Annotated in this window: 10 protein-coding genes; 4 read left to right on the top strand and 6 right to left on the bottom strand. The window is 62.8% G+C overall.

Translation table 11 applies throughout. From position 1 onward, the window contains the following. Positions 1–130: 130 nt before the first annotated feature. The 3 genes from QD228_RS09230 (at position 131) to QD228_RS09220 (ending at position 4,508) form a co-directional block, all read left to right on the top strand. The gene (locus QD228_RS09230) at positions 131–1,300 is read left to right on the top strand and encodes an iron-containing alcohol dehydrogenase (protein WP_077371205.1); all 1,170 of its coding nucleotides are present in this window, start codon (positions 131–133) and stop codon (positions 1,298–1,300) included. A gap of 89 nt (positions 1,301–1,389) precedes the next feature. Then, positions 1,390–2,823, top strand: coding sequence for a hypothetical protein (locus tag QD228_RS09225; protein WP_077371203.1), 1,434 nt, complete (start codon positions 1,390–1,392; stop codon positions 2,821–2,823). Positions 2,824–2,888: 65 nt separating this feature from the next. Continuing rightward, positions 2,889–4,508, top strand: a complete 1,620-nt coding sequence (locus QD228_RS09220) for a sigma 54-interacting transcriptional regulator (protein ID WP_279875315.1) — start codon at positions 2,889–2,891, stop codon at positions 4,506–4,508. Here the strand turns inward: QD228_RS09220 and QD228_RS09215 are convergent. The 3 genes from QD228_RS09215 to QD228_RS09205 all read right to left on the bottom strand — a co-directional run bounded on the left by QD228_RS09215 (position 4,492) and on the right by QD228_RS09205 (position 7,799). Further along, the gene (locus QD228_RS09215) at positions 4,492–5,718 is read right to left on the bottom strand and encodes a GGDEF domain-containing protein (protein ID WP_279875313.1); all 1,227 of its coding nucleotides are present in this window, start codon (positions 5,716–5,718) and stop codon (positions 4,492–4,494) included. The two genes, QD228_RS09220 and QD228_RS09215, sit on opposite strands and share 17 nt — an antisense overlap. Before the next feature lie 241 nt (positions 5,719–5,959). After that, positions 5,960–7,471 carry a sodium:solute symporter family protein gene (locus QD228_RS09210; protein WP_077371197.1) on the bottom strand — a complete coding sequence of 504 codons (1,512 nt, stop codon included), beginning with the start codon at positions 7,469–7,471 and terminating at the stop codon, positions 5,960–5,962. Then, positions 7,464–7,799: a hypothetical protein gene (locus QD228_RS09205; protein ID WP_240499702.1), complete on the bottom strand. Its 336-nt coding sequence runs from the start codon at positions 7,797–7,799 to the stop codon at positions 7,464–7,466. The genes QD228_RS09210 and QD228_RS09205 overlap by 8 nt, the downstream gene beginning before the upstream one ends. 411 nt (positions 7,800–8,210) lie before the next feature. Between QD228_RS09205 and QD228_RS09200 the strand changes: the two genes are divergently transcribed. After that, positions 8,211–9,155, top strand: coding sequence for a hypothetical protein (locus QD228_RS09200; RefSeq protein WP_279875312.1), 945 nt, complete (start codon positions 8,211–8,213; stop codon positions 9,153–9,155). Between the two features lie 94 nt (positions 9,156–9,249). Here the strand turns inward: QD228_RS09200 and QD228_RS09195 are convergent, their stop codons facing one another. From QD228_RS09195 to otnI, 3 genes are all read right to left on the bottom strand, one after another. Beyond that, positions 9,250–10,626, bottom strand: a complete 1,377-nt coding sequence (locus QD228_RS09195) for a gluconate:H+ symporter (RefSeq protein WP_279875311.1) — start codon at positions 10,624–10,626, stop codon at positions 9,250–9,252. Between the two features lie 156 nt (positions 10,627–10,782). After that, positions 10,783–11,778 (bottom strand): D-erythronate dehydrogenase, encoded by a 996-nt coding sequence (gene denD, locus QD228_RS09190; RefSeq protein WP_279875310.1) that lies wholly within the window; start codon positions 11,776–11,778, stop codon positions 10,783–10,785. A gap of 100 nt (positions 11,779–11,878) precedes the next feature. Beyond that, positions 11,879–12,691, bottom strand: coding sequence for a 2-oxo-tetronate isomerase (gene otnI / locus QD228_RS09185; RefSeq protein ID WP_279875308.1), 813 nt, complete (start codon positions 12,689–12,691; stop codon positions 11,879–11,881). Positions 12,692–12,723 lie beyond the last annotated feature (32 nt).

The raw sequence follows: 12,723 nt of genomic DNA, 5'->3' as shown, positions 1-12,723 counted from the left end.
AAACTCAATAAAAACCCAATGAATTCAGCGGCTTGTAAAGAGCAAGAAACTGGCATGCCATTTGCTATCCATCATGACAGGAGACGCCAACCAGCGCCCTTCCCCATGTCATCCAGGACAGGATATCGCCATGAGCATCGCCAGCTTCAAATCCGCCCACCGCCTGATAACGGGCCAACAGGCCTCATCACGCCTCAGTGAAGAAATCCTTCGCCTGGGCATGCGCTGCCCGATGGTGGTCACCGACCCCGGTGTGCTGGGGTCGGGTACCCTCAAGCCGATCACGGATCAGCTCGATGTACTGAAGGCCAATGGCCAGCTGACCCATTACCGCATCTTCAGCGAGGTCAGTGCCGAGCCGGAAGTGCACATCGTGGAGGACTGCATGAGCGTCTACCTCGAGGCGCAGTGCGATGGCCTGATCGCGCTGGGCGGCGGCAGCGCCATGGACATCGCCAAATGCGTGGCGGTGTACGCCACCCATGACGGCGATCTGGAAAGCCTGTTCGGGGAAGACAAGGCCCGTGTGCGTGGTGCACCGCTGATCGCGATGCCGACCACGGCAGGCACCGGCTCCGAAGTCACCAACATCGGCATTCTGTCTGACACCGAAGCACGCATGAAGAAAGGTATCGTGAATGACTACCTGCTGCCGGACGTCGCCATCGTCGCCCCGGAGCTGACGGTCAGCTGTCCCCGCCATGTCACTGCCGCCAGCGGCGTCGATGCTCTGGTGCATGCCATCGAGGCCTACCTGTCCAACTTCGCCACGCCCATCACCGATGCGCTGGCCATCAAGGCCATGCGCCTGATCATCAAGGCATTGCCCAAGGCCTATGCCAATCCCGGCAATCTCGAGGCGCGTGAAGCCATGGCCACGGGGAGTCTGCTGGCAGGCATGGCCTTCGGCAATGCGGGGGTCGGGGCGGTCCACGCCCTGGCCTACCCGCTGGGCGGGCGCTACCACCTGCCCCATGGCGTGACCAACGCCCTGCTGCTGCCGCATGTGATGCGCTGGAATGCGCTGGCCTGCGTCGAACGCTTCCGGGATATCGCAGAGGCACTGGATACTGCGCATCATGCACTCAAGGATGAGGCCGCGGCCGAACTGGTCGTCGAGCGCCTGCACCAGCTGTGCCGAGACGTGGACATCCCCAGTGGCCTGCGCCATTTCGACATTTCCGAAAAGGATATTCCGTCGCTTGCGGCAGATGCCGTCAAGGTGGAACGCCTGCTGCGCAACAATCCGCGCCAACTGACCCAGCACGACATCGAGTGCATCTATCGCGCCGCCTGGTGAAGCCCGCCAGGCATGAGCACTGCCCCTTCTCGTGAACACCATCTCCACCCCAGGTGAAGATGAATAACGATAACAACAGGAACGCCATCATGAGCCACTGGAAAACCCGCCAACCCGGAGAGGAAAGCCCCTACTACGCCCTGGGGCCTTTCAAGATTCGCCTGCCCTTCCTGCACTACCGATTCGAGCTGCCCGACTATCTGCAGGGACTTCTGATGTGCGCGGTGGATCTCGCCGCCATCCCGCTGATGACGGAGCTGCTGGGCATGCCGTTTGAAGCCGCCCTGGCCATCGTGATGCTCAACGGGCTGCTGTATCTCGTTCACCATCTGCTGGGCGACCCGGTCATTCCCGGCTGGATCACGCCGGCCATCCCTCTGCTGATGGCCTATGTGGCCACCTTCCCCGAGGGCGAGACGCGGGTGCATGCCCTGATCGCCTTCCAGCTGATGCTCGGGATACTGGCCATCGTGCTCGGACGAACGGGGCTGGCCAGCAAGGTGGTCAACCTGATTCCCTCGGCCATCAAGGCCGGCATCATCATGGGGGCAGGCCTGGCCGCGATCAGCGTGGTCTTCAAGGAAGGCGGACGCTTCGATACCTATCCCATCACCATCAGCATCGCCGTGGGTCTGGCGTTCTACATCATCTTCTCGCGCCACTTCGCAAGGCTGAAGACCTCGAATCCGTTCTGGGGCAACCTGGGCAAGCTGGGGATCTTCCCGATCATCCTGCTGGCGATCATCGTCGCACCGCTGGTCGGCGAGGCCGCCTGGCCTGACGTGCAGTGGGGCTTCAGTCAGCCGGACTTCGTGACCATGTTCAGCCAGTACACCGTCTTTGGCGTGGGCTTGCCGCCGCTGTCGATGTTCCTGACCGCCCTGCCCACCGTACTGGCCGCCTATATCGTGCTGTTCGGCGATGTCCTGCAATCCAAGGCGCTGGTCGAGGAAGCCGATGAGTCACGGCCTGACGAGAAGATCGACTATGACGCCAACCGTGCCCACATGATCTTCGGTGGCCGCAATACGCTGATGAGTCTGTTCGGTCCGGACGTCACCATGTGCGGGCCGCTGTGGGCCGCCATGCAGGTCGTCGTGGTCGAGCGCTACAAGGAAGGCAAGCAGGCGATGCACTCGCTGTTCGGGGGCTCAGGCTCCTTCCGCTGGGGCACGAATACCGGCCTGCTGTTGCTGCCCATCGTCAGTCTGGTCCAGCCCATTCTGGGGATCGCGCTGGCGCTGACCCTGTTGATCCAGGGTTATGTCAGCGTACGACTGGGGATTCTCGAAGCCCGCAGCCAGCGTGACCTCGGCATTGCCGGCGTGATCGCCGCCGTTCTGGTGATCAAGGGCGCCGCCTGGGCCTTCGGAATCGGGATCGCCCTGTGCCTGTTGATCTACGGCAAGCGCTTCTTCTCGGGGGAAAACGACGAGACCTTCAGCCGCGATCTCGGCAAGGGCGATATCGACGCTCCCGCCAGTGACGTGACGCCAACCGTTTCCACGACATCCTCGCATTGACGTATCGTAACCCCATGGCCCCCCGCCGCCTGAGTGCGCGGGGGCTTCTGTCAGGGGAACCCTCAATGCAGAACGTGGAACAGGATCTCAAGCTGGAAGCGGCGCTGGCACTGCTGGAACGTCAGTCACTGGAGGCCGTCGAGGTCATCGACACCCGCGGCGAGGTGATCGGCGTCTTGACGCGCCAGGAAGTGGAATCCGCCGCCGAGCGCAAGGAACGCCTCGCCCGGTCGAATCAGCGCACCCTCGCCGCCGGGCCGGACGGCCCACCGGACACCGCCACGGACCTGCTGGCCGAGGTTCCGGTGCAGCGAGTGCTGGATGCCTTGCACGACGGGGTCTACATCACCGACGCCCTCGGGGTGACCGTGGCCATCAACCAGGCCTATGAGCGCATCACGGGGCTCAAGCGCAGTGATGTGCTGGGCCGGCACATGCAGGAACTGGTGCGCAGAGGCTATATCTCCAAGTCGGTCTCTCTGGAGGTCATCCGTGACGGCAAGCCCGTCACTCTGGTCCAGAGCCTGCACGATGGCCGTAAGATCCTGGTCAGTGGCCTGCCCATGCACGCGCGGGATGGCGCCTTGAGTCACGTCGTCACCAGCGTGCGTGATATCACCGAATTGCTGCGCGCCAAGCATGCCCAGGAACAGCTTCGCCAGCTGCACTCCCTGCACGAGACCTACAGCGTCAACGCCGGTACCGACGAGCAGGCACTGGAACTCGTCACCAGCGAGGCCACGGCCGCTTGCTTCGCGCTGGCAGAACGCGTGGCCGCCACCGATGTGAAGGTCCTGATCCAAGGCGAGACGGGCACGGGCAAGACATTGCTGGCCCGCTATCTTCACGAGCACAGCGAACGCTCTGCCGGCGTGTTTCTGGAACTCAACTGTGCCGCCCTGCCCGAAGGACTGCTGGAGGCGGAACTGTTCGGCTATGCGCCCGGGGCCTTCACCGGTGCCAATGCCCGGGGAAAACAGGGGCTGTTGGATGTGGCCAATGGTGGCACGCTGTTTCTCGACGAGATTGGCGACCTGCCACTCTCGCTGCAGGCCAAGCTGCTGAAGGTCGTCGAGGAGCAACGTTTCATGCCCGTGGGCGGGACCGAGCTCAGGCGGACCAACGTGCGCCTGCTGACCGCGTCACATCATGACCTGGCCGCTCGCGTGAGGGAGGGGCGCTTTCGCGAAGACCTCTATTATCGCCTCAGCGTCGTCCCCATCACGCTGCCCCCGCTTCGCGAGCGCCGTGGTGAGGTCATCCCGCTGCTACGCCACTATCTGGGTCACTTCTGCCAACGCCATGCCCGCGTTCGCCACTTCGATCCCGAGGTGCTGGAACTGCTGGCCTCGCATCAGTGGCCGGGCAACATCCGTGAGCTGATCAACCTGGTCGAGCGACTGGTCGTCACCACCGACCAGACGCTCATCACCACGGACATGCTGCCCGCAGAATGCCTGGGGCCAGGCGGTCTCGCGGCCCCCTCTGCCGCTGCGACGATACCTGCCGGAGTGCGCGAGCACCACGCCACACTCACGCAATGCACCCAGGCCCTGGAGCGGGAACTGATCCACCGGGCGCTCGAGCGACATGCCACGACGCGTGCTGCCGCTTCCTCGCTGGGCATCAATCAATCGACACTGGTCAAGAAGATGCAGAAGTACGCCATCAGGCGTCAGCGGTGACCGGGGTCTCGGGCAGCGAGCGAGGTGACAGCACGCAGCGGTCCCTGCCTCTGGCCTTGGCGTGATAGAGCGCTTCATCCGCCTGATTCAGGATATTCTCGAAGTCGTAATCCTCCCCGCTGCCTGCGGCGGAGACCCCCACGCTGATGGTGACGATCCCCTGCTGCGGATTGCCCGCATGCGGTAGCGCCAGTCCGCTGACATGCTCGCGAATCTCCTCCGCTCGCGCCAGCGCCGCTTGCGGGGAGCAGGATGGCAGAAGCACCACGAACTCCTCCCCCCCGAAACGCGCCACGATGTCGACATCGGGGTGCACGCTTTCGAAGATGGCCGTCGCGATGCGCTTGAGGCAGACATCGCCTTTCACGTGACCGTAGTGATCGTTGTAGGCCTTGAACTGATCGACATCGATCATGGCGACGCCGTACTGGAGTCGGCGATCGACCTGCTTGCCGATGAGGGAACTCACCAGGCTGTCGAAGTGGCGGCGGTTGTAGACTTCCGTCAGGGGGTCGATGGAGGCAAGTCGCCGAAACTCTTCATTCTTCTCCGTGAACTCCTCGACCCGCAACTGCTCGCGCAGCAGCAACAGGTAGGAAAGCCGCTCGGCCTTCTCGCTGCGCAGATTGGAGATGATGGAAAACAGCGTGATGGAGAAGAACACCATCAACGCCATGAACCCTGCCGACTCATAGGGGGCAGGATGGGCGGTGACCAGGTACAGCATCACGCAGAAATGGAAGGCCGAGGAACACAGGGCGTACCAGAAACGCAGCTGGAACAGGACATTTCCCACCAGCACGATGAGCCCGAGCGCGAACAGATCCAGAAAGGAATGCGGTGACACTGACAACTGGATCAACAGGGCCGTGAAGATCATTGCGAAGCACACGAGAGCGGTCATCAGCATCTCGCGCAACACCGGCGTCACACCGCGCTTGAGCAGGTAGATGCAGAGCAACGCGATGGGCGTCATCACTCCGACCCGGATGATGATGGCTTCCAGCATGTGATCCGGCCGAAAGCGCCAGTCATTGATCAGAAACAGCAGGTAGATGCTGATCGCCACCGCCCCCATGCAGACAAGCTTGTGACTGCGCTCTGCGTGGATGTCCCGCTCGAACCGCGCCTCGATCTCGTCCGGGAAATCGATACCCAGCCCGCCGTTGCGGTGTATCTGCCTGTCCACCTGTACCATCAGATCATTCATCCACGCCCCCTCCCTTGAGGACAGTCAATCAATGATCACACTCTATACAAGGCGACACCGGTGAATAAGGCATGCGGGCCAAACGTGACAATCGTTCACGCTTGTCAAACGATTGTCCAAATATTCGAGGCCTCGGACATTGCCCCCACGCCCCGGCGGGTGGGACGAGGCGACGGGGTCCCTCCCGTCTCGCTCATCACCCGAGATTCTCCCCCTGCAGGCGACAATCGGCAGTGCGCCCTCAGCGATCGGCAGGCAATGAAAAGCGCCACGGCGCGGCAATCCGGAAGAAGCGCCGCGTGACGGCCTCGTCCACGGGACGCGTGATCAGCGAGACCAGCACGAAGACCGGCAGATTGAGCATCAGGCCCCAGAAACCGGCGTGAATCCCGAGCGGATGCGGCCAGACGATGGTCAACAGCACCGTGACGACAAAGCCGGCGCAGATGCCTGCAGACACCCCGGCGGCCGAGGCACGCGGCCAGAAGAACATGCCGAGAAACGCCGGCAGCACCTGGGAGGCAAAGCCCAGCCCGATCAGCAGGATCATCACCAGATTGCCCGGCTCGATGATGGCCAGCGGCGCGATGATCAGAAACATCACCGGGAAGATCAGCCACCGTGCCCATTGGCCGGCGCGTGCATCACTGAGCTTGAACCCGGGCTGCAGCACATCCCGACTCAGGCTCAGGGCTACCGAATGGATGAAGGGCTCGCTGGAGGACATCGAGGCAGCCAGCGTCCCCGCCCCCAGCAGCCCCACCAGCCAGACCGGCATGTTGGCCATCGCGTACTCCAGCACCACCGTATCGGCACGCTCAAGCTCGGGCAGGCTGAAGATGCCGATGAAGCCCACCACCACCAGCGGCAGGATCACCACGTAGTAGGTCGGCAGCCAGCTGGCGCTGCGGCGGATGGTCTGCGCGGAGGAGGCGCTCATCCATTGCGTCCACACCGGTGGCATGAAGGACAGCATCGAGACGATGATCGAGGTGGTCCAGAAGCTGAAGCTCATGTCGCCCCCCGCCCCCGGCAGGCGGAGATACTCGGGATGTGACCGCTCGAGGCGCTCGAACACTCCGCTGAAGCCCCACTCCCCCGTGGCCAGGTGCGCCGCCCACAGGCCGATGACCCATGCCACCACCACCATCAGCACGCCCTGGAAGACATTGGTACGCCCGATGGCGCGCTGACCACTGACGAACAGATACACGGCGATCGCCGCAAGCACCAGCAGCACGCCGGCCCACAGCGGGATACGCCCGCCGCTCATCACCAGCAGGATGTAGGCCGAGCCGATGGTCTGCAGCACCGCATAGGCCACCGAGGCGATCGACATCACCAGCGCCGAGAGCGCGCCGAGTGCGGGGCTCTGATAGCGATCCGCGATCGCGCTTGCCTGGGTGACATGCCCGAACTGCTCACCGAATTTCCACACCTTGGGCCCGAAGTACCAGGCCACCAGCGCCAGATAGGCCAGATAGATCGCGACATAGAAGACCGGCACTCCCTTGCTGTAGGCCCAACCCGGCGCGCCCATGAAGGTGTAGGCACTCACGCTGCCCGCCGCGATCAACAGATACAGCGTCATCGGCCCCATCGAGCGGCCGGCCACGCCCCACTGCTCCAGCGAATCCATGCGTCGGCCGCCGCGCGCGCCCAACCCGATCAGCATCGCCAGCGCGATATAGCCCAGGGTCATCATCAGCGGCACGCTGCCCTGCCAGGACGTGAGGGTCAGTGACTCACTCATGTGACGCCCTCTCATCCTCGCGCGGCGCGCCATCCTCCTCATCCGGCAACAGACGATTGCCCAGCAGCATAGCCCCGCTGCAGGCGAAGATGATCAGGTAGCTCCAGAGGATCAACGACGGCATGCCCCACAGCGAGCTCTGCTGATTGACCCAGCCGATCACCGGCCAGATACCCAGCGCGATCAACAGCAGAAAGACCGCCAAGAGACTCCAGCCCCGCCAGCTGGCAGGCATGACGACGCATGGCAGGCGTGACGTGGAGGCAACCTCGCCGGTGTCCGGCGCGGAGGAAGGAGAGGAAGACGACGAGGTGTCAGGCGTAGCCAAGACAAGCTCCGATATGAACAGGGAGTGAATGAAAAATCTCGGCGCGCAGTGTAGCCGCTTGAAGCGCGGCTGGGGAGTTGCCATGAGGGTAAAAGGTCTGACCGCCGGGGATGTCAGTGGCCATGCTCGATCTCCTCATCCGGTCAGAGTCAGGGCAGAGTCAGGGCAGAGTCCGGTCATGCGGATGCGATGAGTCTCCACCAGCGCTGAATGGAGGGCATCGGCTGGCTGTGGTAGCGTTCGCGCGATCTTTCATCAGACAAGACGCATTCAACCGAGGAGCATCGAGAGGTGCTTGATCCCTAGGCCTCCTGAGCAGAAATTCTGCCGAGAGCCACCTCCTGAGACGCCTCGCTCACTTGCAGCGCGCTGAGCGAGCTCTCCCTCATCTACCGACAAGGCATTAGTACCGTGACCCCCATCTTCGAAAAGGACATTCGATATTTCACTCGGCACGAACAGGACTATGTCGCCCCGATCCGCAGACGCAAGCTATATACCGCCTGGAGCCTGGCGCTGGTAGGCATCCTGCTGGTGGGTCTTTCATGCGTATTCCTGATGGCGCCATTGCTCTTCCCGGCGAAGGACAGCCTTCCCTGGCCTGCCGACCTGGTGGTGATCGTCATCGTGTGGGTGGGCCTGTTTCTCATGAGCCTGCCCTACCACGCCCGTCATGGCGTGCCACCGACGGCAGGACGGATGACCGGGCAACTTGAGGAAGTGACATCCTCGACCCCCACTACCCCTCCGGACTCGATCATCGAGGACAGATTTCAAAGACAGGGATGGAAACAGACACATGAAGGCATCAGCTATCACTCCAGCAACCCCAGAAAGATCACCACTCGCCACTATTATCTGGGCAATACCCGCCTGATCTTGCCGCCCGGGGCTGACGCCATCGTCCGTCCAGCCCTTGGCGAGGAGATATCCGTCATTGGTGCCCATGTTCCTGACGGCGTATCGCCACCGTTTCGGACTCTCTTCCCGTTCTTGAGACTCGCGCGCCAGGGAAGCCCAGACCACGGCTACATGGTCGTGCTGCAATATGACGACAAGATCAACATCGATGGTGTCCTCGAGAAGTACGGCAAGCACTTCTTCTGGCGACGCAGGATGAGGAAACCTCTGCTGGCTCTGGTCATGGTGCTTCTGCTCATGCTGCCTTTCCTCTCTTCCCTCATCATCGCCCTCATCGATCACTTCTCCGAGGGGCTGGGTCCCGGGTTGACCTACCCCTGGTGGGCCGCATGTCTCTGCCTGGTGCTGTCCTTCCCGGTGATCTATCTCAAGACCCGAAAGGCGCTGATCGGCAAGAGCGACAGGATCGATTATCAGGAGCAGCTCAAGGGCTGATGGATACACGGCTCAAGAACACGCAGCTCAACACAGCAACGCCGGGCCTCGATGAGGCCCGGCGTTCTTGAGGCGAAAGACTGTCCTGACTGGCTCAACCGACGATGGCGTTGAGCAGCAACAACGTGATGATGGAAATGGCCCAGGCGAGTGTCGTCGGCAGGGTCAGCACCAGCATCTGATGCTTGGTGCTCTTGACGCCGAGCATGCGATTGACGACCCAGAAATAACTGTCATTGAAGTAGCTGAAGAACATCGCGCCGATACAGGCGGCCTGCGCGGCCAGCACCATGTTGACGTCCGGCATGCCCATCAGGATCGGCGCGGAGATCGAGGCTGCGGTAATCATCGACACCGTGCCGCTCCCCTGGATGAAGCGCACCAGCGTTGCGATGATGAACGGAATCAACAGCGGCTGAAGCCCCAGTGCCGCGACCTGCATGGCGATGTAATCGCCGCCGCCACTGGCACGCAGTACCGAGCCCAGTGCACCACCGGCACCGGTGACCAGCAGGATGATCCCCGCCGTCTCGACGCCCTTTTCCAGATGATCGAACACTTCCTGTTTGGGGGTCTTCGGCATCAGGCCATAGATGGCGACCAGCACGCCGATGCCCACGGCGATCACCGGGTTGCCGATGAAGGCGATGGTACTGGTGAGCGCATTGCTGGTATCGCCCATCACGGCACTGACCAGCGTATTGAGGAAGATCAGCGCGATGGGCAGGCCGATCGGCATGCAGGACATCAGCAGGGACGGCAGCTCCGATTCAGGCAGCATGCTGTCGGTGTCATGCTTGACGCTACCTTCGAAACCACCCGGCTGGGACTCCAGCATCGCCTCGATGCGCGGGCCCATGATACGGGCATAGATGACGAGTGCGATCAGCGCAGGAGCGGTGATCACCAGGCCCCAGCCGATCATCAGACCGATGTCGACACCGAAGATACCGGCCACGCCCAGCGGGCCCGGGGTCGGTGGCACGCTCGAGTGGGTGATGATCAGGCCGGCCGCCAGCGCGATGCCCAGACCGATCACCGAACGTCCGCTGTTGCGCGCCAGTGAACGTACCAGCGGGTTGAGGATGACGTAGGCCGAATCACAGAAGATCGGGATGGAGACGATGTAGCCCGTCAGCGCCATCGCGGCCTCTTCCTTGTTCTTGCCCAGCAGATTGAGGATGGCGTAGGCCATGCGTTGCCCGGCACCGGTCACTTCCAGAACACGCCCCATCATCACGCCGAAGCCGATCACGAGGCCGATGGTGGAAAGCGTCTTGCCGAAACCGGTGGTGATGGCACTGATGACCTCATTGGGCGGCATGCCACCGATCAACCCCGCCAGCGAGGCGGCGATGATCAGGGCCAGCAAGGCATGCACGCGGGTTTTCAATACCAGATAGATCATGACGAAGATGGCGATGCCCAGGCCGATGATGACCTGTGGCCCCGCGACGGCGGCGTCTGTCATGGGGTGCTACTCCTGTAGTTTGTTATTGTGTGGCGTGCGGTGTCGGCGCTGCCGGCTGGCATGACGCCGATCGTTGTTATTGACGTACTGATGTGACGAGCAGGTCTGGCAAAAGTGTCTGGCGAGCTCGTTCTGGATGAGATGCCCATACGCTGGCTAGGCGATGGCACTCTCGTCGCGATACGCATTGAGAATCTCGTGCAGGTCGGCATCGCCGACGAAGCCCAGCGAACGCGCCTTGCGGGTGTCAAAGCGCGCCGGCCAGCTGCCGACGATGGCGGTGATCCGCGGGTCAGGCTCATGCTTGACGAGTGCCAGCGCCTGCTCGCCGGCGATGTCTGCCAGCGCCTTGAGCATCTCGGCGACGCTGACGGTGATGCCCGGCAGCATGAAGCAGCGCGATAGGCCAAAATCAGCCGCCGGCACTTCCGCGCCCTGGATCAAGGCCGCGACCACGCGACGCGGCGACATCACGAACATCTCAAGCTCGGTCGGTACCGGGCAGATGGCGGTTTCGCCATTGAGCGGTTCGCGCAGGAGGGAGGAGGCGAAGCTCGAGGCTGCCGCGTTGGGACGCCCCGGGCGCACGATGATGGTGGGCAGGCGCAGCACGCAGCCATCCACCAGCCCGCGACGGCTGTAGTCATTGATCAGCAGCTCCGACATCGCCTTCTGGGTGCCGTAGGAGTTCTGCGGCACCAGGGCAGTCATGTCGCTCAGCGTCTCGGGGAGATCACCGCCATAGGCGGCGACCGAACTGGCCATCACCAGTCGGGTATCGCTCAACCCGCGTGCAGCGCAGCCTTCCAGCAGCAGGCGAGTCGCGTCGAAATTGACGCGCATGCCGAGTGCCAGATCCGCCTCGGCCGCCGAGCTGACCACGGCTGCCAGGTGATAGATCACCGCAGGCTCACCGGCCAGGCAGCGATCAAGCACCTCGGCATCAGCGATGTCGCCGGCGACGATCGCGACATCCAGCGAGGTGGCCGGTTCGGCTGCCAGACATGACGCCGCCTCGGGACGTGGCGCCTCGATCTGATCCAGCAGGGTCAGGCGTGACAATGGCTGGCCGTTCAGGCTGCCCTTGTCGATCAGGGCCTCGGTCAGGCGCTGACCGAGGAATCCGGCGGCGCCGGTAATCATGACGTGCATCGTGTGGACTCCTTGCCAGCCGTCGGCATGACGGCCCATGGCGTGTTGTCGTTGTTATGGTTGTTGGCGTTATCGGCGTTGTTGCTGGCTTGTCTGATGATCAGGCGGTGCCGGACAGGCCGTCGTTGAGCCCGAAAGCCTGTCCCCACCCCAGGCCTGCGCGCGTCTCACCGCGTGGACGATATTCACAGCCGATCCAGCCGTTGTAGCCCAGGCTTTCCAGCCGGGCGAACAGCGCCGGATAATGCACCTCCCCCACATCCGGCTCGTGACGGTCCGGCACGCCGGCGATCTGCACATGGCCCATGTGCGCGAACTGCGCCTCCAGATTGCGGATCAGGTCCCCCTCGACGATCTGGCAGTGATAGAGATCGAACTGCACCTTGAGGTTGGTGGCGCCGACCTGAGCGAGAATCTCGCGTGCCTGCGCCTGGCCACTCAGATAGAAGCCGGGCATGTCGCGCGGGTTGATCGGTTCGATCAGCAGTGTCTTGCCGACCTTCTCAAGCTCTGCGGCGGCGTAACGCAGGTTGCTGAGGTAGGTCTCGGTGCAGCGCGCGCGCATGGCGTCATCCGCACCCTCCGGCACCAGCCCCGCCATGGCATGCACGCGGGGACAGTCGAGCGCTTCGGCATAGCGAATCGCCTCTGCCACCGAGGCCCGAAACTCCTCCTCGCGGCCCGGCAGACAGGTCAGGCCGCGCTCACCGGCCTCCCAGTCGCCCGGGGGCAGATTGAACAGCACCTGCGACAACTGGTGTTCATCGAGCCTTGCGCGCAGTTCTTCCGGGGAATAGGCATAGGGGAAGAGATATTCGACCCCGCGAAAACCGCTGTCGGCCGCAGCCGCGAAGCGATCAAGAAAGTCATGCTCGGTGAACAGCATGCTGAGATTGGCGGCCAATCGGGTCATGTCAGATCCTTGGATGTCACAGACGAAGAGGT

The sequence above is a fragment of the Cobetia sp. 3AK genome (genome assembly GCF_029846335.1).
In the GTDB taxonomy this organism is placed as follows: domain Bacteria; phylum Pseudomonadota; class Gammaproteobacteria; order Pseudomonadales; family Halomonadaceae; genus Cobetia; species Cobetia marina.
Note: the sequence above shows the minus strand (reverse complement) of the source record. Positions and strands in the feature narration are given on the sequence as shown.

Bases quoted from the DNA above. Each gene is read 5' to 3' on its own strand.
- QD228_RS09230 (WP_077371205.1), top strand. From the start codon at position 131: ATGAGCATCGCCAGCTTCAAATCCGCCCACCGCCTGATAACGGGCCAA.
- QD228_RS09225 (WP_077371203.1), top strand. From the start codon at position 1,390: ATGAGCCACTGGAAAACCCGCCAACCCGGAGAGGAAAGCCCCTACTAC.
- QD228_RS09220 (WP_279875315.1), top strand. From the start codon at position 2,889: ATGCAGAACGTGGAACAGGATCTCAAGCTGGAAGCGGCGCTGGCACTG.
- QD228_RS09215 (WP_279875313.1), bottom strand. From the start codon at position 5,718: ATGAATGATCTGATGGTACAGGTGGACAGGCAGATACACCGCAACGGC.
- QD228_RS09210 (WP_077371197.1), bottom strand. From the start codon at position 7,471: ATGAGTGAGTCACTGACCCTCACGTCCTGGCAGGGCAGCGTGCCGCTG.
- QD228_RS09195 (WP_279875311.1), bottom strand. From the start codon at position 10,626: ATGACAGACGCCGCCGTCGCGGGGCCACAGGTCATCATCGGCCTGGGC.
- denD (WP_279875310.1), bottom strand. From the start codon at position 11,778: ATGCACGTCATGATTACCGGCGCCGCCGGATTCCTCGGTCAGCGCCTG.
- otnI (WP_279875308.1), bottom strand. From the start codon at position 12,691: ATGACCCGATTGGCCGCCAATCTCAGCATGCTGTTCACCGAGCATGAC.